Genomic DNA, 21,534 nt, shown 5'->3' with positions numbered 1-21,534 from the left:
GAGGCTGCTCTGAAGAAATTGGCTGCATCATAACATCGCTCCCGTATCTATCAGGCGCTCCTGCATGCCTGGACCGGTGGGCGACAGGCCCGCATCAGCCCCCTCAGTGGGAATGCCGCGGGACCTCGGCGCCCCGGCAGCCCACCAGGAAATCGAAGTCGCAGCCCTGGTCCGCCTGCAGTACGTGGTCGATGTACAGCTGGCGATAACCGCCGACGATCAGCGACTGCGGTGCCTGCAGGTCGGCCATGCGCGCCGCCAGTTCGTCCTCCGGAATGTCCAGGTGCAGGCGCCCGCTGGCACAGTCCAGCTCGATCCAGTCGCCTTCCTTCACCGCCGCCAAGGGGCCGCCGGCCGCCGCTTCCGGCGCTACGTGCAGGACCACGGTGCCATACGCGGTGCCGCTCATGCGCGCGTCGGAAATCCGCACCATGTCGGTCACGCCCTGGGCCAGCAACTTGGCCGGCAAGCCCATGTTGCCGACCTCCGCCATGCCGGGGTAACCCTTGGGACCGCAGTTCTTCATCACCAGGATCGAGTCGGCGTCGACCTCCAGTTCCGGATCGTTGATTCGCGCCTTGTACATGTCGAAGTTCTCGAACACCACCGCGCGGCCGCGATGCTGCATCAGTTCGGCGCTGGCGGCGGACGGCTTGAGCACGGCGCCGAGGGGCGCCAGGTTACCGCGCAGCACACAGATGCCACCGTCCGCGCGGATCGGATTGTCCAGGGTGCGGATCACTTCGTCCTGGCCGTAGATCGGTGCCTCCCGGGTGTTTTCGCCGATGGATCTGCCGTTGACCGTCAGTGCATCCGGGTGGGGAATCAGCTTGGCTTCGCCGAGGCGGCGCAACACTGCCGGCAGGCCGCCGGCATAGTAGAACTCTTCCATCAAGAAGCGCCCGGACGGTTGCAGGTCGACAATGGTCGGCATGCCGCGACCGATGCGGGTCCAGTCGTCCAGATCGAGTTCGACGCCGATGCGCCCGGCGATGGCTTTCAGGTGAATCACCGCGTTGGTCGAGCCGCCGATGGCGGCGTTGACGCGGATGGCATTTTCGAACGCCTCCTTGGTGAGGATCTTCGACAGCCTCAAGTCTTCGCGAACCATCTCCACCGCGCGCATGCCGGACATGTGCGCCAGTACATAGCGGCGGGCATCGACCGCCGGGATCGCCGCGTTGTGGGGCAGGGAAGTGCCCAGGGCCTCGGCCATGCAGGCCATGGTCGAGGCGGTGCCCATGGTGTTGCAGGTGCCCGCCGAGCGCGACATGCCGCCTTCGGCCGCAAGGAAGTCGTCGAGGGTGATGGTGCCGGCCTTGACCTGTTCGCTGAGCTGCCACACCACGGTGCCAGAACCTATGTCCTGGCCCTTGTGCTTGCCATTGAGCATCGGCCCGCCAGTGACGACGATGGCCGGCACGTCGCAACTGGCCGCGCCCATCAGCAGTGCCGGGGTGGTCTTGTCGCAGCCGGTCAGCAGCACCACGCCATCGATCGGGTTGCCGCGGATGGCTTCCTCGACATCCATGCTGGCCAGGTTGCGGGTGAGCATGGCGGTCGGGCGCAGGTTCGACTCGCCGTTGGAGAACACCGGGAACTCCACGGGAAAGCCGCCGGCCTCGATCACCCCGCGTTTGACATGCTCGGCAATCTGGCGGAAGTGCGCGTTGCACGGGGTCAGCTCCGACCAGGTATTGCAGATCCCGATGATGGGCTTGCCATGGAACTGGTGGTCGGCGATGCCCTGATTCTTCATCCAGCTGCGGTACATGAAGCCGTTCTTGTCGGCGGTACCGAACCAGTGGGCGGAGCGCAGGTTGGGTTTCTTATCTGACATGATCAGCTCTCTTATTGTAAGACTATATTGTTCTGGTCTGGCCATAACATAAGCGCAAAATCTTGGGTTTGGAAGTATTGTTGGCTAAATAGTAATACTATATAGTCGTTTTCAACTGAGGTATGGCCCTGGCGGTTTTCCGCGAGAGGCGTCCCCCGAGCTTCTATAAAAACAACAATCGGAGACCGATCTCATGAGCCAGGAGCTGCGGCTTGTCCGGCGCATCACGCTGAAACTGATTCCCTTCCTGATCCTGCTGTACCTGATCGCCTACGTGGATCGTTCCGCCGTCGGCTTCGCCAAGTTGCACATGGGCGCCGATATCGGCATTGGCGATGCGGCCTATGGGTTGGGCGCCGGCCTGTTCTTCATCGGCTACTTCCTCCTGGAAATCCCCAGCAACCTGATGCTCGACCGCTTCGGCGCACGGCGCTGGTTCGCCCGGATCATGATCACCTGGGGCGCCATCACCATTGGCATGGCGTTTGTCCAGGGCCCCTACAGCTTCTACCTGATGCGCTTTCTGCTCGGCGCGGCGGAAGCCGGGTTCTTCCCCGGCGTTCTCTACTACATCACCCAATGGTTCCCGGTGCGCCATCGCGGCAAGATCCTCGGGCTGTTCATCCTGTCCCAACCCATCGCGATGATGATCACCGGCCCGGTGTCCGGCGGCCTGCTGGGCATGGACGGCATCCTCGGCCTGCACGGCTGGCAGTGGCTGTTCATCGTCATCGGCACGCCGGCGATCCTGCTGACCTGGCCGGTGCTGCGTTACCTGCCCGACGGCCCGCAACAGGTCAGCTGGATGGACCCGGCCGAAAAGGCCTGGCTCACCGGCGAGCTGAACAAGGACCTGCAGGCATACGGCCAGACCCGCCACGGCAATCCGCTGCATGCCCTCAGGGACAAGCGGGTGTTGCTGCTGGCGCTGTTCTATCTGCCGGTGACCTTGAGCATTTATGGCCTGGGCCTGTGGCTGCCGACGTTGATCAAGCAGTTCGGCGGCAGCGACCTGGCCACCGGCTTCGTGTCCTCGGTGCCGTACCTCTTCGGGATCGTCGGCTTGCTGGTGGTGCCGCGCAGTTCCGACCGCCTGAACGATCGCTACGGCCACCTGGCGGTGCTCTATGTGCTGGGGGCGATCGGCCTGTTCCTCAGCGCCTGGCTGTCGGCGCCGCTGCTGCAACTGGCGGCCCTGTGCCTGGTGGCCTTCGCGCTGTTTTCCTGCACCGCGGTGTTCTGGACCTTGCCCGGGCGTTTCTTTGCCGGCGCCAGCGCGGCGGCGGGGATCGCCCTGATCAACTCGGTGGGCAACCTGGGCGGCTACATCGGTCCGTTCGTGATCGGTGCGCTCAAGCAGTACACCGGCAGCCTGGCGTCGGGGCTGTACTTCCTGTCCTGCGTGATGCTGTTCGGCTTGCTGCTGACGGGCGTGGTCTATCGGTTGCTCGAGCGCAGGCACGTGCTGCCGGTCGAGCAGTTCGCCGCCAGTGCCCGCGGCGCCACGCGTACTTAATGGCCTAGAGGAGAAAGTTCATGCGTTTAGTGCAGTTCGAATTGAATAACGGCGAGCGTCGGGTCGGTGTGGTCGAGGACGCCCTGGTTCGTGAAGTGCAGTCGGTGGGCACGGTGCGCGAGCTCGCGCTGGCGGCCATCGAGGCGGGTGTCGGCCTGCGCCAGCAAGTGCAAAGCCTCGGCCTGGGCATCAGCCACGACTACGCCGAGCTGCTGGCAAGCCTGAGGATCCTGCCGCCGTTGGATCACCCGGACCCGGCGCACATGCTGGTCAGCGGCACCGGGCTGACCCACCTGGGCAGTGCTGCGGCGCGTGACAAGATGCACCAGCAGGGCGCTGACGACACGGCGCTGACCGACACCATGCGCATCTTCAAGTGGGGCGTGGAGGGCGGTAAGCCCGCTGCCGGTCAGGCCGGCGTGCAACCGGAATGGTTCTACAAGGGCGACGGCAGCATCGTCGTGCGCCCGGGCCAGGCCTTCCGCCTGCCGGCCTTTGCCGAAGACGCCGGCGAAGAGCCGGAAATCGGTGGCCTGTATGTCATCGGCCATGACGGCAAGCCTTATCGCCTGGGGTTCGCGGTGGGCAACGAGTTCTCCGATCACGTGATGGAGCGTAAGAACTATCTCTACCTGGCCCATTCCAAATTGCGCAGTTGCAGCTATGGTCCTGAACTCAGGGTCGGCGAGCTGCCCCAGCACCTGGCGGGCACCAGCCGCATTCTGCGCAATGGCCAGGTGCTGTGGCAGAACGAGTTCCTCAGCGGCGAAGCCAATATGTGCCACAGCCTGGAGAACCTCGAGTACCACCATTTCAAATACCGCCAGTTCCTGCGGCCGGGGGATGTGCACATCCACTTCTTCGGCACCGCGACCCTGTCGTTCGCGGACGGTATCCGCACGCAGCCGGGGGACGTATTCGAAATCAGCCAGGCGGCGTTCGGTGCGCCATTGATCAACGGTATTGCCGGCGCCGACGCGGTACTGGCGCCCGGTTGCGTAGGCGCCCTTTAAGCAGGCGCTCTTCCAGAAGACAAGCAGGTTCGAGGAGACAGGCATGACCCAGGTTTTTGGCCACAACTACATCGGCGGCCAGCGCAGCGCCGCCGGCACCGTCATTCTTCACAGCATCGATGCCAGCACCGGCGAAGCCTTGCCCCAGGCGTTCTACCAGGCCACGGCGCAGGAAGTCGAGGCCGCCGCCAAGGCTGCCGCGGCGGCCTACCCGGCCTACCGCGCCCTGAGTGCGCAGCGGCGCGCGCAATTCCTGGAGGCGGTGGCGGATGAGCTGGATGCGCTGGACGATGAGTTCATCGCCCTGGTCTGCCGGGAAACCGCGTTGCCTACCGCGCGGATCCAGGGCGAGCGCAAGCGCACCAGTGGCCAGATGCGGCTGTTCGCCGAGGTGCTGCGGCGCGGCGACTTCTACGGCGCGCGTATCGACCGGGCGCTGCCCGAGCGCCAGCCGCTGCCGCGTCCGGATCTGCGCCAGTACCGCATCGGCCTGGGGCCGGTGGCGGTGTTTGGCGCGAGCAACTTTCCCCTGGCGTTTTCCACGGCGGGCGGCGACACCGCGGCAGCGCTGGCAGCCGGTTGCCCCGTGGTGTTCAAGGCCCACAGCGGGCACATGGCGACCGCCGAGCGGGTCGCCGATGCGATCATCCGGGCGGCCGAGGCCAGCGGGATGCCCGCCGGCGTGTTCAATATGATCTTTGGCGCCGGCGTCGGCGAAGCGCTGGTCAAGCATCCGGCGATCCAGGCGGTCGGTTTCACCGGCTCGCTCAAGGGTGGGCGAGCGCTGTGCGACATGGCGGCGGCGCGCCCGCAACCGATCCCGGTGTTTGCCGAGATGTCGAGCATCAACCCGGTGATCGTGTTACCCCAGGCGCTGCAAGCGCGGGCGGAAACGGTCGCCCGTGACCTGACCGCGTCGGTGGTGCAGGGCTGCGGCCAGTTCTGTACCAACCCGGGCCTGGTGATCGGCATCCGCTCGCCGCAGTTCGCGGCTTTCACCGAGCAGGTTGCCCGGCTGATCGGCGATCAACCGGCGCAGACCATGCTCAACGCCGGCACCTTGAGCAGCTACGGCAAGGGGCTGCAAAAACTCCTGGCGCATCCGGGCATCGAGCACCTGGCCGGCGATCCGCAAGCCGGCAACCAGGCGCGGCCACAGCTGTTCAAGGCGCAGGCCAGCCTGTTGGTCGATGGTGATGAAGTGCTGCAGGAAGAAGTCTTCGGCCCGACCACCGTGTTCGTCGAAGTGGCCGACCAGGCCCAGCTCGTCGCCGCCTTGAACGGCCTGCGCGGGCAACTGACGGCGACCCTCATTGGCGAGCCCGCGGACTTCACGCAATTCGGCGAGTTGACCGGGTTGCTGGAGCAGAAGGTCGGCCGCATCCTGATCAACGGCTACCCGACCGGTGTCGAGGTCTGTGACGCGATGGTGCACGGCGGGCCTTTCCCGGCCACCTCCGATGCCCGTGGCACATCCGTGGGGACCCTGGCCATCGAGCGTTTCCTGCGCCCGGTGTGCTTCCAGAACTACCCCGACAACCTGCTGCCGGATGCCTTGAAGAACGCCAACCCGCTGCGTATCCAGCGCCTGGTGGATGGACGGCCATCGCGCGACGGGCTGTAACGCGCCTCGGCCAATGTCTGCCTGAAAACAACAACAATGCAGGAGGTTTCATGTCGTGGACCGCGCTGACCGCACACCGTGCGCAGCTTGGCGAAGGCCCGTTCTGGGATGCGCCGGATCAGGCCCTGTATTGGGTCGACATTGCCGGCCGGCAGGCATTGCGCCTGTGTGGCGAACGGCTGCTGGCCTGGCAACTGCCGGAACCGGTGTCGGCCTTCATCCCCTGTGAGCGCGGCGATGCGCTGGTGACCTTGAGCAGTGGCGTGTACCGCCTCGACCTGGGCTCCGCGCCCGCGGCGCCGCGCCTGAGCCTGCTGTGCGTGGCCGATCCGCAACCGGGCAACCGCGCCAACGAGGCCCGTTGCGACGCCCAGGGCCGGCTCTGGCTGGGCACCATGCAGAACAACATCGGCGAGCAGGGCGAAGACCTTCCCGTGCTGCGGCGCTCCGGTGGCCTGTTCCGCATCGATACCCAGGCGCGTGTCACGCCGCTGCTCCAGGGCCTGGGGATTCCCAATACCTTGCTGTGGAGCGAGGACGCCAGCCGCCTGTATTTTGCCGACAGCCTGGACGGCACGCTGTACCAGTACCCGATCGCCAGCGATGGCCGGCTCGAACCCGCGCGCAGCTGGTTCGGGCCACATCCGCGCGGTGTCCCGGACGGTTCGGCGATGGACGCCCAGGGCTATATCTGGAATGCCCGCTGGGACGGCGGCTGCCTGCTCAGGCTGGCGCCCGACGGCGAGGTCGACCGGGTGCTCGAACTGCCGGTCAGCCGCCCCACCAGTTGCGTGTTCGGCGGCGCGGACCTCAAGACCCTGTACATCACCAGCGCGGCCAGCCCGCTCGATCATCCTCTGGACGGCGCGGTGCTGGCCGTCCGGGTCGATACCCCAGGGAAGCTCTGTCATCGATTTGCCGGTTGAGGTTTCAGGCCGAACCTGTGTGCAACGAAGCGATGTGTAACGAAGCTGTGTGCAACGAACTCTGAAAACAACAACAAGGAGTCACCTTATGAATCGTCGTCGTGGGATCCGTTACCTGTGTTGTGCCGCCCTGGCCATGTCGGCCGCCAGCCTGAGCTGCCTGTTGCTCGCCGCCGAGCCGGTGAAGATTGGTTTCCTGGTCAAGCAGGCGGAGGAACCCTGGTTCCAGACCGAATGGGCCTTTGCCGAAAAGGCCGGCAAGGACAAGGGCTTCACCGTGATCAAGATCGCCGTGCCGGACGGCGAGAAAACCCTGTCGGCGATCGACAGTCTCGCCGCCAACGGCGCCAAGGGCTTCGTGATCTGCCCGCCGGACGTGTCCCTGGGCCCGGCGATCATGGCCAAGGCCAAGCTCAACGACTTGAAAGTGATTGCCGTCGACGACCGTTTTGTCGATGCCAAGGGCCAGTTCATGGAAGACGTGCCCTACCTGGGCATGGCCGCGTTCGAGGTGGGGCAGAAGCAGGGCGCCGCCATGGCCGGCGAAGCGAAGAAGCGCGGTTGGGACTGGAAGGACACCTACGCGGTGATCACCACTTACAACGAACTCGACACCGGTAAGAAGCGCACCGACGGCTCGGTCAAGTCCCTGGAGGAAGCCGGCTTGCCCAAAGACCACATCCTCTTCGCCCCGCTCAAGACCCTCGACGTGCCGGGCAGCATGGACGCGACCAACTCGGCGCTGGTCAAGCTGCCCAGCGGGGCGAAGAACCTGATCATCGGCGGGATGAACGACAACAGCGTGCTGGGCGGCGTGCGCGCCACCGAAAGCGCCGGGTTCGCCGCGGCCAATGTGATCGGCATCGGCATCAACGGCACGGACGCCATCGGCGAGCTGAAGAAACCCGACAGCGGCTTCTTCGGCTCGATGCTGCCCAGCCCGCACATGGAGGGCTACAACACCGCGAGCATGATGTTCGAGTGGGTCACCACCGGCAAGGAGCCGCCCAAGTACACCGCGATGGACGACGTGACGCTGATCACCCGGGACAACTTCAAGCAAGAACTGGAAAAGATTGGCCTGTGGAACTGAGGCCGGTGGTTTTCCCCGGCGGCCCTTTCGACCGGGCCGCCTGACCTGATGAGGTGGTTATGCACGCGCAACTGAATAAACGACAACACAGCGCCGGCGCCAGTTTGTGTTTCAACGGTATCGGCAAGACCTTCCCCGGGGTCAAGGCGCTGGACGGCATCAGCTTCACCGCCCACCCGGGGCAGGTGCACGCCTTGATGGGCGAGAACGGCGCAGGCAAGTCGACCTTGCTGAAGATTCTCGGCGGCGCCTACACGCCCAGCAGCGGCAGCGTGCAGATCGGCGAGCAGAGCATGGCGTTCAAGTGCGCGGCCGACAGCATTGCCTGCGGGGTGGCGGTGATCCACCAGGAGTTGCACCTGGTGCCCGCCATGAGCGTGGCCGAGAACCTGTTCCTCGGCCATCTGCCGGCCCGTTTCGGGGTGATCGACCGTCGTGCGCTGCGCCAGCATGCGCTGGAATGCCTCAAGGGGCTGGCCGATGAAATCGATCCCGACGAGAAGCTCGGCCGCCTGTCCCTGGGCCAGCGCCAGCTGGTGGAAATCGCCAAGGCGTTGTCCCGTGGCGCCCATGTGATTGCCTTCGACGAGCCCACCAGCAGCCTCTCGGCCCGGGAAATCGAGCGCTTGATGGCGATCATCGGGCGCCTGCGGGACGAGGGCAAAGTGGTGCTGTACGTGTCCCATCGCATGGAGGAAGTGTTCCGTATCTGCGATGCGGTGACGGTGTTCAAGGACGGTCGCTACGTGCGCACCTTCGAGGACATGAGCGCACTGACCCACGACCAGTTGGTCACCTGCATGGTCGGTCGCGACATCCAGGACATCTACGATTACCGCCCCCGGCCCCGCGGCGCGGTGGCGCTCAAGGTCGATGGCCTGCTGGGGCCGGGCCTGCGTGCTCCGCTGAGTTTCCAGGTGCACCAGGGCGAGGTGCTCGGCCTGTTCGGCCTGGTCGGCGCGGGGCGTACCGAACTGCTGCGCCTGCTGGGTGGCCTCGAACGGGCAAGCGCCGGAAGCCTGGCGCTGTGTGGCGAGGCGCTGCACCTGCGCTCGCCGCGCGATGCCATCGCTGCCGGGGTGCTGCTGTGTCCCGAGGACCGCAAGAAGGAGGGCATCATTCCGCTTTCCAGCGTCGCCGAGAACATCAACATCAGCGCGCGCGGTGCCCATTCGAGCTTTGGCTGGCTGTTGCGTGGCGGCTGGGAGAAGGGCAACGCCGACAAGCAGATCAAGGCGTTGAAGGTAAAGACGCCCAACGCGGCGCAGAAAATCGTCTACCTGTCCGGCGGCAACCAGCAGAAGGCCATCCTCGGCCGCTGGCTGTCGATGCCGATGAAAGTCCTGCTGCTCGACGAACCCACGCGCGGCATCGATATCGGCGCCAAGGCCGAGATCTACCAGATCATCCATGACCTGGCGGCCAGCGGCATCGCGGTGATCGTGGTGTCCAGCGACCTGATGGAAGTGATGGGCATCTCCGACCGCATCTTGGTGCTGTGCGAAGGCGCGCTGCGTGGCGAAAAGAGCCGCGAACAGGCCAATGAATCCAACCTGCTGCAACTGGCTTTGCCGCGCCAACGCGCCGACGGCCCGGAGAACTGAAGAGGTGAACATGACAATTCAAGACAACGCGTTGCCGACGGCGCGCAAACCCCTGGACCTGCGTGGCCTGCTCGATAACTGGGCGATGCTGTTGGCGGCGGTGGGGATCTTCGTGCTCTGCACCTTGCTCATCGACAACTTCCTGTCGCCGCTGAACATGCGCGGCCTGGGCCTGGCCATTTCCACCACCGGCATCGCCGCCTGCACCATGCTCTATTGCCTGGCGTCCGGGCATTTCGACCTGTCGGTCGGTTCGGTGATCGCCTGTGCCGGGGTCGTCGCGGCCGTGGTGATGCGCGACACCGACAGCGTATTGCTCGGGGTCGGCGCCGCGCTGCTGATGGGGCTGCTGGTCGGGCTGATCAACGGCATCGTGATTGCCAAGCTGCGGGTCAATGCGCTGATCACCACGTTGGCGACCATGCAGATCGTCCGTGGCCTGGCCTATATCTTCGCCAACGGCAAGGCGGTCGGCGTATCCCAGGAGTCGTTCTTCGTCTTCGGCAACGGCCAGTTGTTCGGTGTGCCGGTGCCGATCCTGATCACCATCGGCTGCTTCCTGTTTTTCGGCTGGCTGCTCAACTACACCACTTACGGGCGCAACACCATGGCCATCGGCGGCAACCAGGAAGCGGCGCTGCTGGCCGGGGTCAACGTCGACCGGACCAAGATCGTCATCTTCGCCGTGCACGGGGTGATCGGCGCGCTGGCCGGGGTGATCCTGGCATCGCGCATGACCTCCGGCCAGCCGATGATCGGCCAGGGGTTCGAGCTGACGGTGATTTCCGCCTGTGTGCTGGGCGGGGTGTCGTTGAGCGGCGGGATCGGCATGATCCGCCATGTGATCGCCGGGGTGCTGATACTGGCGATCATCGAAAACGCGATGAACCTGAAAAATATCGACACCTTCTACCAGTACGTGATCCGCGGTTCGATCCTGCTGCTGGCGGTGGTCATCGACCGCATGAAACAACGCTGATCCAGGGGGCTTTATCAGGGGCATGCCGACGTCGCCGGACCACTGCCTTGCCGGGTCGGCAGGGCAGTGGTGGCTACCGCGCTTCAGTCGGCGGAGAACTTCAGGACGGTGTCCTGGCTGTAGACCTGGCCGGGGTTCAGCCGGGTGCTGGGGAAGTCCGGCTGGTTGGGCGAGTCGGGGAAGTGCTGGGTCTCCAGGGTGAACGCGCCCCAGTGGCTGTAGGTCTTGCCCGCCTTGCCCTTGAGCGTGCCGTCGAGGAAGTTGCTGGTGTAGAACTGCACCCCGGGTTCGCTGGTGTAGAGCTGCAAGCGACGACCGGATTGCGGGTCGCGCACCTCGGCGGCGAGCTGGCCGACGTCGCCCTTGGCGTCGAGCACCCAGTTGAAGTCGAAGCCACCCTGTTTCGGCTCGGCGAACTTGAGCTGCGGATGATCGTCCTTGATGTGCTGGCCGATGGCGGTCGGTTGCCGGAAGTCCAGCGGCGTGCCGGCGACCGGGGCCAGTTCGCCGGTCGGAATCAGCTTGGCGTTGACCGGCGTGTAGTGGCTGGCGTGCAAGGTGGCGAGCTGGGCGAGCACATCGCCGTTACCGGCGCCGGCGAGGTTGAAGTAGCTGTGGTTGGTGAGGTTCAGCACCGTGGGTTTGTCGGTGGAGGCGCTGTACTCGATGCGCAGCTCGTTGTTGTCGTTGAGGCTGTAGGTGACCTCGACCTGCAGGTTGCCGGGAAAGCCCATTTCGCCGTCTTTGGACAGGTAGCTCAAGGTCACCCCGACAGCGTCCTTGCGCTTGATCGGCCGGGCCTTCCAGACGCGCTTGTCGAAGCCCTGGGCGCCGCCATGCAGCGAATTCGGGCCGTCGTTGAGGGGCACCTGGTAACGCTGGCCGTCCAGCTCGAACGCCCCGCCGGCCAGGCGATTGCCGTAGCGGCCGATGGTGGCGCCGAAGAACGCGGTGCCGCGCTGATAGCCCTGGACGTCGTCGAAGCCCAGGACCACGTCGTCGAAGGCGCCGTTCTTATCCGGCACCTTCAACGATTGCAGGACCGCGCCATAGGTGATGACCGTGGCTTGCAGGCCATGGCTGTTGCGCAACACATATTGCTCGACAGCGCTACCGTCGAGGGTCGTGCCAAAGGCTTTGTGTTCGCTGGACAGGCCCGCGGCCTGGGCGCCGAGGCTGGCAAGCAGCAGCGACAGGCCGAGGCCGGAAAGCCGGTGGGGGGAGTGCGGCATGGTTGAACTTCCTTTTGTTGTTCTGAATGGAATAGTTCTACTAATTTGCATTTTTTCATTGTTGCTCCCACAAATTTATCGCTTTGATTGGCTTTTTTACAATATAAAATAAGACTAATTGGTCGGCGCAGCAGAGATACCTGAATGCTTCGCTGGCCCGAACAGAAATGATCACTGCGCAGGAACCGTCATATGAACAATGAGAAAGGGGCTGGCATGCAGGCTGTGTACGCGGATCTCAACGGCAAGACCGTATTGATTTCCGGTGGCGCCTCGGGAATTGGCGAAGCCCTGGTTTGCGCCTTTGCCCAGCAAGGCGCCAGGGTCGCATTCGTGGACATGGCGCAAAGCCAGGGCGAGGCGTTGGCAGCCCGGTTATCGGCGCAGGGCCATTGCGTGGCGTTCGCGCCCTGCGACGTCACCGACGAGGCCGCTTACCAGGCCGCGATCGAGCGTTTTGCGCAGACGCTGGGGCCTGTCACGGTGCTGGTGAACAATGCCGCCAATGATGTGCGGCACAGCCTGGAGGAAGTCGACTCTTCGAAATTCGACAAGCTGATCTCGGTCAATCTCAAGCACGCCTTTTTCGCCAGCCAGGCGGTGGTGCCGATGATGAAGGCCGCCGGCGCCGGCAGCGTGATCAACCTGGGTTCCATCGGCTGGATGATGGCCTCCAGCGGGTACCCGGTCTACGCCGCCAGCAAGGCGGCCACCCACGGTCTGACCCGGGCCCTGGCGCGGGAATTGGGGCCCTGGCGGATCCGGGTCAACACCCTGGTGCCCGGCTGGGTGATGACCGAGAAACAGCTGGCGTTGTGGGTGGATGATGCCGCCCGCGAGCTGATCAGCCGCAGCCAATGCCTGCCGGGCAGCGTGGAGCCCGGGCATATCGCGCAGATGGCGCTGTTCCTGGCGTCCGATGCGTCCGCCATGTGCTCGGCGCAAAACTTCATCGTCGATGGCGGCTGGGTATAGCACCCGGCGAACGACGCCGTGGCCTTGCCAGAATGGTGGCGCGGCGTCGGCGAGCGGGTGCTCAAGTTCATCGGCCTTCGATACGCAGCGGCAGGCTGTCGATCACCTGCGACAGCGCTTGCTCCAGTTCCGCCTCTTCTTTTTTTACCAGTTCCGGGCTTCTTCGGCGTTGCCGGTATTCGCTGGGGCTGGCGCCCGTGAATTGCTTGAAGGCGCGGGCAAAGTAGGACGGGTCCTTGAAGCCGACTTCATAGCCGATGCTGGTGATGGGCATCTGGCTGTTGTCGAGCAGATTCTTGGCGCAATCCATGCGCTTGCTCAGGATGTAGTCCATGAACCCCAGGCCATGGACCTCCTTGAACAGCCGGCTGAAGCGAAACGTGGTCATGCCACAACGTTTGGCCAGCTCTTTCTGGTCGATGCTTTCACGAAAATTCTGCTCGATGTACAGCAGCACATCGCTGAGTGCCTGATGTTTCTGGTGCTCTACGGTCAGCCGGATGCTGTCCGGCAGGGACGGGCCGTGTTCGATCTGCAGCGTCTTGTTGCCGGGGCCGCCGTTGTGGCGCAGTTCGTAGAGCTGCTTCAGCGCATGCAGGAAGCGCCGGATCTCGGCACTCGAGAGCGGGAGCACCATGTATTCCCAGACCCGCGAACGCATGGCCCAGACTGCAAGTTCTTCGGAGTGCTGCACCGTGAACATGGCGATGGGAATGGAGGGAATCTTGTGTTTGATCTCCAGCAGCAGATTGAGCCCCGGCATGTCCGGGCGGTCATAGTGCATGCAGATCATGTCCGGTACGGGATGAGTGTCCTTTTCGGGCAGAGACGCGTCTTTCGACACCCGGCAATCGCAGGCTGGGCGAAACAGCGCGATCAGTTCTTCAGACGATCGGTCGCGCGTGAGGTCGAACCATAACAGAGAGGGTTTCTGGGCCGACTCAGGTTTCATTTCCTTATTCCTTCCTGGTGTCTCGCTGTCACTTCCTGGGGTGTCAGTATCGCCATTGTGCTTTGCGGGCAAAGGATCAAGTTCTGATAGCGCTTCATAAATTTTCTTGATTACCTTCTATGTCTGACAGCGAGATAAGAGTCACAGGCAGCTCCTTGCTGTTGCGATCGCCTTTTCTTGCAGCACTGGGCACAGCTGAATCAATTTAGTGTTATATGAGAACAGTTCCTTTTATGAAAAAATCCATCTGCCAGGTTTAGTTTCACTGGAGTTTCTTTGCTGTCTTGCCAAGTGGCGCAAAAAAGTCCTAGAAACCGGCAATAAACTCCTAACTCTTTGTGTTAGCCCCTGACTAGGATTCAGTCAGGCGGCACAAATACTGATCGCCTTAAAGCAACTTTTCTTATATGAGGTGAACAAGATGAAACTGCAAACAATCAAAACCTCGGTTCTGGCCTTCATCAAGGATGAAGATGGTTTGACCATCGTCGAGTATGCCGTGGCCGGTGGCCTGATTACGCTGGGCGCCGTTGCCGCGTTCGTGACCCTGGGCGGCAACGTGGCCACCGCCATTACCAGCCTGGGTTGCGCTGTTCAGGGCCAGGTGTGCTAACGACAGCCGTTGTGCCGAATCCTCGGTCCTGGGCTGGAGTTGCTTGTTGCTCGTACGCAGCCAGACTTCTCGGGTCTGGCTGCGATGAGCGGTTTCCCTCGGGCTGAGGCCGTACCTGTGGTCCATGTGTGTTTTCCCACCTTTTCTGTCTACTCTCGCCTGGACAGATGGAGCCTCCGCAATCGGTATGTGCAGTCAGCGCACAGTACATGATGGATGGCTCCAGTCTTGGTCTCGAACGAGATCAAGTCGCGAGTGATCCTTTGGCCGAGCACGGCTCCATCGCTCTGCAGCGGCCTGCAAATTCTCTTTGCAGCTTCTGGAGTATCGTCGCTGTATTGCTCGCGTGAAGATCAAATCCTGATATGAAAACCCTGGGTTACTTCGTTTCGCACTATGGTTTTTTTGCAACGAACATGGCCGGGGCTTTTGTCTTTGTCGGCTGTGGCTTCGGCCGGTCTCGCGTCGAGGGCGAGATTGTTTCAAGGCGGCTCTTCAATTATTCCTTCCTTAGATAAGCCACCTGTTCCTTGGGGATGTGCTGTTCCTGGTGTTTTTTTGCATCTTTCAACAACAGCAATAAAGTCCTAACGATCAGCAAAAAACTCCTAACCCTTCCAATGTTCCCCTGACTAATGTTCAACCAGGCAGTACGAGAGTGCTGCTCTTACATAAAAACACTTGAGTGAGGTGGGAAAATGAATCTGCAATCGATCAAGACTTTGGTTATCAAGTTCGCCAAAGACGAAGACGGCCTGACCATTGTGGAATATGCCGTGGCCGGTGGCCTGATCACTTTGGGCGCTGTTGCCGCATTTATCACTTTGGGCGGCAACGTGGCCACTGCCATCACCAGCCTGGGATGCGCAGTCCAGGGTCAAGTCTGCTAACACCAATTTCCACCGAGGGCTGCAGTCATGGGCAAAGAGCAATTGTTCGTTGTTGCATTGATGCTGGGACTGCTGGGGATTGCGGTGGTGAGCGATCTTCGTCGCCACCGTATTCCCAACCTCTTGGTGCTGTTGGGGCTGGGACTGGGGATGGCCGGCCAGGTCTATTCCTCAGGCGTCATCGGGTTTGGTTATGGACTGCTGGGCATGTCGATCGGTTTTGTCGTTTTTCTTCCCCTGTACGCCTTTGGCGGGATGGCAGCCGGCGACGTCAAGCTCATGGCCATGGTTGGCACCTTTCTCACTCCGCAGCACGCCCTCTGGGCTGCGTTTTTCAGCCTGATCGCCGGCGGCGCGTGCGGGGTACTGATTGTGTTGGTACGTGGTCAGGTTCAACAGACCATGGGGCGCTACTGGCAGATGGTGAGAGCCAAGGCCTATTTTCCGCCGGCGGATGATGAAGTGGCCGGCAAACCCTTTCCCTATTCGGTTGCGATCCTGCTCGGCACATTGGCCAGCTTTCTCTGGTTGCCCCTTGGCCAGTAGCTCAGGAGAACATTATGTACGCCATCAGTAACAGCCGTCCGACCGGCAATGACCGGGAAGCAGTGCAGCGACTGGCTCCACAGCCACGCACGATCCTCGAGACCGGGCTGGCGGACAATTTCCTCGGAGACCTGGTCTGCAAGCATCTGCACGATGCGGGCGTACTGGACATGCCCCGACTGGTAGAGCGCCTGGCGCTGACGGGGGCGGTGGTTGAAGAGGTCCTGACCTTCCTGCGTCAGGATCATCGGGTCGAGATCCTTGGCCAGGCCGGTGGCCAGGGCTTGCGCTACGGGCTGACCGAGCGCGGCCGCAATGCTGCCCGCGATGCCTTGTCGCGCAGTGGCTATATCGGCGCGGCGCCCTTTCCGGTGAGCGCCTACCGCTCGCTGCTCAAGGTACAGACCATTCACCATGGCCGTATCAGTGCCCGGGACATGCAGGCGTCCTTCGGCTCCATGGTGCTGGCGCAGAACATGCTCGATCAGTTGGGCGTGGCCCTGAATTCCGGGCGCGCCATCATGATTTACGGGCCGGCGGGGACGGGCAAGACCTATGTCAGCAGCCGGTTGATCCGGCTGTTTTCCGAGTCCGTCTGGGTGCCCCATGCAATTGCGATCAACGACGCGGTGATCGAGATCTACGACCCCCAGGTACACCGACGCCTGGATGTCGGCGATCCGCAGAACAGCCTGATGCTCAACGAAGGGATCGACCGCCGGCTCCTGTGCTGCGAACGGCCGATCATCATCACTGGCGGCGAACTGACCATGGAACAGCTGGATATCCGCTACGACCCCTTCACTCGCCAGTACCAGGCGCCGTTGCAGCTCAAGGCCAGCAATGGCCTGTTCGTCATCGACGACATGGGGCGCCAGCGCATGGCGCCCGCGGAATTGCTCAACCGCTGGATCGTGCCGATGGAGGAGAAGCGCGACTTCCTCAACCTCGGCGGCGGCCGACACTGCGAGTTGCCGTTCGACCTGATCCTGGTGTTTTCCACCAACCTGAACCCGTTGGAACTGGCCGACGAGGCGTTCCTGCGGCGGATTGGCTACAAGCTGCAGTTCGGCTACCTCAAGCCCGAGGAGTACGAACGTATCTGGATTCAAGAGACAGAGCGCCTGAACATCCAATACGACCCGCTGCTGTTGCGCTACGTCCTGGATGAGCTCTATGGCGCTGAAAACATGCCGCTGGTGCCTTGCCACCCACGGGATCTCTTGAGCATGGCGCTCGATCGCCAGCGTTATGTGGGCGCCAGCGGACCGCTGTCAACCCTGGAACTGGAATGGGCCTGGCACAGCTACTTCGTCCAGCTCGATTTTCTTTGAGTAAGGAGATTTCGACATGAGTTCTCGTACTTTCACTCTGGTGGCCTTGTCCGTGGTCCTGGGCCTGGGCGCCGCATGGATGGCCAACACCTGGCTCAATGCAAGGCTCAATGCCACCCCCGACGACAACCAGCAGAACGTGGTGGTGGCGACCGTGGAAATCGCTTTCGGGCAAATGGTCGAGCCACAGCAGGTCGCGCTGGTCCGCATGCCCAAGGAGACCGTGCCCGAAGATGCTTTCGACGCGACCGAGAAGGTCGTGGGCAAGATCGCCACCTTCTCCATGCTGCGCGGCGACATCCTGCGTGGTGCGCGCCTGGCCGAACACCTGGGCGGCAGCACCCTGGCGTCGCTGATCGAGCCCACCAAGCGTGCGATCTCGGTCCGGGTGGACGATGTGGTCGGCGTGGGTGGGTTCCTGTTGCCGGGTAACCGGGTCGATGTGCTGGCTACCCGGCAGACCGGCAATACCGGCGACGCCGAATCCAAGACCATCCTGGAAGACCTGCGGGTGCTGGCGGTGGACCAGACGGCCAGTACCGACAAGACCCAACCGGTGGTCGTGCGCGCCGTGACCCTGGAAATGACCCCCCAGCAGGCCGAGGAACTGGTCAAGGGGATGGCGGCCGGCAAGCTGCAACTGGCCCTGCGCAACCCGCTGGACAACCAGAAGCAACCGGCGATGGTCGAGCCGGTCGCGATGATCCAGGAAGTGCCTGCCCCTCCCGTGGTGCGGCCGATTGTCCGGCGTCGTGCCAGCGGCGATAGCGGGATCACGGTGATCCGCGGGATCGAGGTCAACGTTGTGAAGTCCCAGCTGTAAATGATCGGGTACGACATAGACGAACAATGAGGGCTTGATGATGAGTGCGCGTATCCAACAGCCATTGAGTGCATTTCCTCGGCAGCAGCGCGGCGCAATGCTTGTACTGGTAGTGATTGCCCTGGCCGCGATGCTGCTAATGGGGGCCCTGGCGCTGGATGGCGGCCATATGCTGGTGAACAAGTCCCGCCTGCAGAATGCGGTGGATGCGGCGGCGCTGAGCGGTGCCAAGACGCTCAGCACGGTCATGGGCACGACAGGGGCCGCGAGCCTGACGCAGACCGCTGCGCTCAATACCCTGACCCTGAATGCCAGTGCCAGCGGCAATCAGGAACTGGCCGCCGCCATCGGCAACAATGTCGGCGGTTTTGCCTCGGTGGAATTGGCGTCCACTGTCTATGGACCTTTCTCTTTCCCCGGGCCGGCCAATGCGAGCTATGTGCGGGTGACGGTCACCAACTATTCCCTGGCCGGATTCTTCTGGGGCGTCTTTCAGACCCTGGGCAATGGCGTCGGTAACAAGTTCGTGAGCGCGGTCGCTACCGCCGGGCCAAGCCCCGCCAGCCCTTGCGACCTCACGCCACTGATGGTGTGCGGCGATCCAACGAAAAACAACCCGTCCACCGGGATGTTCTGGGGGTTCCAGTTCGGCGATCCGCAGGTGTTGAAAACCGCCGCAGGCAACAGCTCGCCGATTGGCCCCGGCAACTTCCAGCTGCTCGATTTCGGCTCGGGCGGCAGCACGGTCAGGCAGGGGCTGGCAGGCGGTATCAGCCAGTGCAACAGCGTCGGTTCGAATGTCCAGACCAAGCCGGGGAACACCGTCGGGCCTGCCTCGCAGGGCCTCAATACGCGCTTCAACGAGTATTCCGGCGGTCTCAAGGCGGCGGACTATCCACCGGACATGGTGATCACGGTCAACCAGAAGTCGTTCACTTACGACGATGCGCTCAAGCAGATCCAGTACAACAATCAGGCGGTTACCTCGAGCAGCGGCAATTTGTCCGCGGCCGGCAGCGCCTTGTACGACTACCACGACTGGGTCCAGGACTCCGCCAGCTGCGTTGCCGGTAGCGGCGGTGGCTGCCAGAACGGCGGGGCGTTCGAACGGCGGATCATCAAGATCGTGATCGGTGACTGTTCGGGCAAGAACGACGGGGCGTCGTCGATACCGGTGCTGGGTTTCGGTTGCTACTTCGTCCTGCAGCCTGCATCGCAACAGGGCAATGAGTCGCAGATATTCGGTCAGTTCCAGAGTGTGTGCGAAGGCGACAACGTGCCTGGTCCCAACCCGGCCAATACCACCGGGCCGCAGATCATCCAGCTGTACAAGACCTATATCGACAACAGCCAGACGCCAAGTACCGACTCTTAGGAGGCTTTATGGGACGCACAGGATTCAGGTCGCCGCGCAACCAGGGCGGGTTGGCGATGGTGGAGCTGGTGTTGACGCTGCCGCTGCTGTTGTTGCTGATGCTGACCTTCGCCGAGTTCGGCCGCATGTTGTTCCAGTACAACAGCCTGATGCAGGCCAGTCGCGACGCCGGGCGTTATGTCGCTGACAAGGCGTGGAACGCCACCCTCGGCAAGCTCGACCTGAGCGGCACGCTGCAGGCCCAGGCCAAGAACGTCGCTGTCTATGGCGTGCCCGCCAACCCCAATGGCTACCCGGCGGTGGTGTCGGGGCTGACGCCGGCGAATGTCACGGTCACCGCGGTGGGGGCCGAGCATGTCCAGGTCAGCATTACCTACACCTATGTGCCGGTGATCGGCAGTGCCTTGCCCGTCTTGTATGGCAGCAACGTGCCGCTGGGCCTGGCCTTGACTTCCACTGTCGTCATGAGGGCCTTGTGATGAACGTCAAAGGTATGCGGGGGCTGTACACCGTCGAGTTCGCGATCACCAGCCTGGTGCTGTTCACCGTGTTGTTCGGTGTACTGGAAATGGGCCGGCTGTACTTCACGGTCAATGCCCTGAATGAAACCGTGCGTCGCGGCGCCCGCCTGGCGGCGGTGTGCGATATCGCCGATCCGGTGATTCTGCGTCGGGCGATGTTCAACGCTTCCACCGACAGCGGTCCGAGCAGCCTGCTCAATAACCTGACGTCCGCCAACCTGAACCTGGTTTATCTGGACGCCAATGGCGCGGTAGTCGCCAACCCCAACGATCTGAGCGGCAGCAACGGCTTTGTCGCCATTCGGTATGTCCAGCTACAGGTATCCAATTTCAGTTTCAATCTGCTGATTCCTGGGTTCAACGGGGTGTTTGTTCTACCGGTATTCAGGTCGACCGTGCCACGTGAAAGCCTCGGTCGGCAGCCCCAGGCAGCAGTCACACCGGAGATCACACCATGTTGAGCACCCGAGAAGCGCCCGTCGTCGCTGCTGCTACTGAAAAGCAAGGCAAACGCCTGCTGATCAGTGGGCGCGACGCGACGACCTTGAATCATCTGAAAGCGTTGAGCCAGGGGCTGCCGAATCTGCAGGTCAGCACTCGCCTGGTGAGCAACGGGCATACCGATCCGCTGTATGGGCTGGAGCAGATGCCCGACTTCCTGCTGTTGCGCGTCAGCCATCTGTGGCGTGAAGAGCTGGCGGCCTTGTTGCAGCATCCGCTCAAGGAACGGCCACCGCTCCTGGTCTGCGGCCCGCTGGATGAGCGCGAGGGCATGCGCCTGGCAATGCAGGCCGGCGCCCGGGACTTTCTCCCCGAGCCAGTCGCGGCAGAAGAGTTGCAGGCGGCCATCGGCCGTATGCTCATGGAGGCCAATGCGGAGCTGGGGATCGGTGGCAAGGTGATTGCGGTGATGAATGCCAAGGGCGGTTCGGGAGCCTCGATGCTCGCTTGCAACCTGGCGCATCAGCTCGCCACCCGCGGTGGCAGGACCCTGCTGCTGGACCTGGACCTGCAGTTCGGCAGCGTGGCGCATTGCCTGGATGTGGTGCCTACCCACAGCCATGTGGATGTGCTGAAGCAGGTCGAATCCCTGGACAGCATCGCCTTGCGTGGCTATTGCAACCACTTCAGCCCGACCTTGCATGTACTGGGCGGGCGTACCGGGGAGCTGTGCCTGACGCAGGATGTGCACCTGGATCAGCTGGAAAAACTGTTGCGTCTGGCCCGTGGGACCTACGACTGGGTGGTGGTGGATCTGCCGCGGCAGATCGATCACCTCACCGGCGTCACGCTCGAACAGGCCGATCGCATCTACGTCGTGTTGCAGCAGAGCCTGAGCCATCTGAAGGACGGCACCCGCCTGACCCGCATCCTGCGCGACGACCTGAACGTGCAGAGCAACCGGATACAGGTGGTGGTCAACCGCTACAACAAGACCTCGCCGGTGAGCCTCAAGGATATTGCCGATGCCCTGCGCTGCCCGAACCCGCAAACCCTGCCCAATGACTATGCGGTGGTCAGCGAGAGTCAGAACACCGGTGTGCCGCTTGAGCTGCACGCTCCACGTTCGGTTGTGACCCTGGCGCTGCGCGAGCTGACCCAGAACCTGATCGGAATTGAGGTCGCCGAGAAGAGTTTATTCAAACGTACCTTCAATCGTCTGTTCGGAGGCTAGGCC

The 21,534-nt window shown here is 62.8% G+C and carries 20 protein-coding genes; 17 read left to right on the top strand and 3 right to left on the bottom strand.

The features are described 5' to 3' along the window. Positions 1-103: 103 nt before the first annotated feature. A complete protein-coding gene (locus tag DK261_RS31870; RefSeq protein WP_016703395.1) occupies positions 104-1,840 on the bottom strand; it encodes an IlvD/Edd family dehydratase in 1,737 nt (578 codons plus the stop codon). A gap of 193 nt (positions 1,841-2,033) precedes the next feature. Here DK261_RS31870 and DK261_RS31865 point away from each other — a divergent pair, with 193 nt between their 5' ends. From DK261_RS31865 to araH, 7 genes are all read left to right on the top strand, one after another. Next, a complete protein-coding gene (locus DK261_RS31865) occupies positions 2,034-3,356 on the top strand; it encodes an MFS transporter (protein ID WP_016703396.1) in 1,323 nt (440 codons plus the stop codon). 20 nt (positions 3,357-3,376) lie between these two features. After that, positions 3,377-4,369 (top strand): AraD1 family protein, encoded by a 993-nt coding sequence (gene araD1 / locus DK261_RS31860; protein ID WP_016703397.1) that lies wholly within the window; start codon positions 3,377-3,379, stop codon positions 4,367-4,369. Positions 4,370-4,412: 43 nt separating this feature from the next. Then, entirely contained in the window at positions 4,413-5,993 is a 1,581-nt protein-coding gene (locus DK261_RS31855; RefSeq protein ID WP_041984495.1) for an aldehyde dehydrogenase (NADP(+)), read from the top strand. 50 nt (positions 5,994-6,043) lie between these two features. Continuing rightward, positions 6,044-6,919: an SMP-30/gluconolactonase/LRE family protein gene (locus DK261_RS31850; RefSeq protein WP_041984498.1), complete on the top strand. Its 876-nt coding sequence runs from the start codon at positions 6,044-6,046 to the stop codon at positions 6,917-6,919. An 88-nt stretch (positions 6,920-7,007) separates the two neighbouring features. Continuing rightward, a complete protein-coding gene (locus DK261_RS31845) occupies positions 7,008-8,012 on the top strand; it encodes a substrate-binding domain-containing protein (RefSeq protein WP_009050453.1) in 1,005 nt (334 codons plus the stop codon). 59 nt (positions 8,013-8,071) lie between these two features. Then, the gene (gene araG, locus DK261_RS31840) at positions 8,072-9,616 is read left to right on the top strand and encodes an L-arabinose ABC transporter ATP-binding protein AraG (protein ID WP_038634463.1); all 1,545 of its coding nucleotides are present in this window, start codon (positions 8,072-8,074) and stop codon (positions 9,614-9,616) included. Positions 9,617-9,626: 10 nt separating this feature from the next. Continuing rightward, positions 9,627-10,595, top strand: a complete 969-nt coding sequence (gene araH / locus DK261_RS31835; protein WP_009050451.1) for an L-arabinose ABC transporter permease AraH — start codon at positions 9,627-9,629, stop codon at positions 10,593-10,595. Positions 10,596-10,678: 83 nt separating this feature from the next. Here araH and DK261_RS31830 read toward each other — a convergent pair whose 3' ends face one another. Beyond that, positions 10,679-11,827 (bottom strand): aldose epimerase family protein, encoded by a 1,149-nt coding sequence (locus DK261_RS31830; RefSeq protein WP_110177429.1) that lies wholly within the window; start codon positions 11,825-11,827, stop codon positions 10,679-10,681. Positions 11,828-12,019: 192 nt separating this feature from the next. Between DK261_RS31830 and DK261_RS31825 the strand changes: the two genes are divergently transcribed. Beyond that, positions 12,020-12,802: an SDR family NAD(P)-dependent oxidoreductase gene (locus tag DK261_RS31825; protein WP_009050449.1), complete on the top strand. Its 783-nt coding sequence runs from the start codon at positions 12,020-12,022 to the stop codon at positions 12,800-12,802. A 67-nt stretch (positions 12,803-12,869) separates the two neighbouring features. Here DK261_RS31825 and DK261_RS31820 read toward each other — a convergent pair whose 3' ends face one another. Further along, positions 12,870-13,754: an AraC family transcriptional regulator gene (locus DK261_RS31820; protein ID WP_110177427.1), complete on the bottom strand. Its 885-nt coding sequence runs from the start codon at positions 13,752-13,754 to the stop codon at positions 12,870-12,872. 421 nt (positions 13,755-14,175) lie between these two features. Here DK261_RS31820 and DK261_RS31815 point away from each other — a divergent pair, with 421 nt between their 5' ends. The 9 genes from DK261_RS31815 to DK261_RS31775 all read left to right on the top strand — a co-directional run bounded on the left by DK261_RS31815 (position 14,176) and on the right by DK261_RS31775 (position 21,531). After that, positions 14,176-14,367, top strand: coding sequence for a Flp family type IVb pilin (locus tag DK261_RS31815; RefSeq protein WP_009050447.1), 192 nt, complete (start codon positions 14,176-14,178; stop codon positions 14,365-14,367). A 698-nt stretch (positions 14,368-15,065) separates the two neighbouring features. Then, positions 15,066-15,257, top strand: coding sequence for a Flp family type IVb pilin (locus tag DK261_RS31810; protein ID WP_009050445.1), 192 nt, complete (start codon positions 15,066-15,068; stop codon positions 15,255-15,257). 27 nt (positions 15,258-15,284) lie between these two features. Next, positions 15,285-15,803, top strand: coding sequence for a prepilin peptidase (locus DK261_RS31805; RefSeq protein ID WP_009050444.1), 519 nt, complete (start codon positions 15,285-15,287; stop codon positions 15,801-15,803). Positions 15,804-15,817: 14 nt separating this feature from the next. Next, positions 15,818-17,137: an ATPase AAA gene (locus DK261_RS31800; protein WP_009050443.1), complete on the top strand. Its 1,320-nt coding sequence runs from the start codon at positions 15,818-15,820 to the stop codon at positions 17,135-17,137. A gap of 16 nt (positions 17,138-17,153) precedes the next feature. Beyond that, positions 17,154-17,960 carry a Flp pilus assembly protein CpaB gene (gene cpaB / locus DK261_RS31795; RefSeq protein WP_009050442.1) on the top strand — a complete coding sequence of 269 codons (807 nt, stop codon included), beginning with the start codon at positions 17,154-17,156 and terminating at the stop codon, positions 17,958-17,960. Between the two features lie 37 nt (positions 17,961-17,997). Further along, positions 17,998-19,335, top strand: coding sequence for a TadE/TadG family type IV pilus assembly protein (locus DK261_RS31790; protein WP_028683223.1), 1,338 nt, complete (start codon positions 17,998-18,000; stop codon positions 19,333-19,335). A gap of 8 nt (positions 19,336-19,343) precedes the next feature. Further along, the gene (locus DK261_RS31785) at positions 19,344-19,814 is read left to right on the top strand and encodes a TadE/TadG family type IV pilus assembly protein (RefSeq protein ID WP_009050440.1); all 471 of its coding nucleotides are present in this window, start codon (positions 19,344-19,346) and stop codon (positions 19,812-19,814) included. After that, on the top strand, positions 19,814-20,317 hold the full coding sequence (locus tag DK261_RS31780; RefSeq protein WP_009050439.1) for a TadE/TadG family type IV pilus assembly protein: 504 nt from the start codon (positions 19,814-19,816) through the stop codon (positions 20,315-20,317). Before DK261_RS31785 ends, DK261_RS31780 begins: the two co-directional genes overlap by 1 nt. Then, positions 20,311-21,531 carry an AAA family ATPase gene (locus tag DK261_RS31775; RefSeq protein ID WP_009050438.1) on the top strand — a complete coding sequence of 407 codons (1,221 nt, stop codon included), beginning with the start codon at positions 20,311-20,313 and terminating at the stop codon, positions 21,529-21,531. The genes DK261_RS31780 and DK261_RS31775 overlap by 7 nt, the downstream gene beginning before the upstream one ends. Positions 21,532-21,534 lie beyond the last annotated feature (3 nt).

Source organism: Pseudomonas sp. RW409 (genome assembly GCF_003184125.1).
In the GTDB taxonomy this organism is placed as follows: domain Bacteria; phylum Pseudomonadota; class Gammaproteobacteria; order Pseudomonadales; family Pseudomonadaceae; genus Aquipseudomonas; species Aquipseudomonas chlororaphis_I.
Note: the sequence above shows the minus strand (reverse complement) of the source record. Positions and strands in the feature narration are given on the sequence as shown.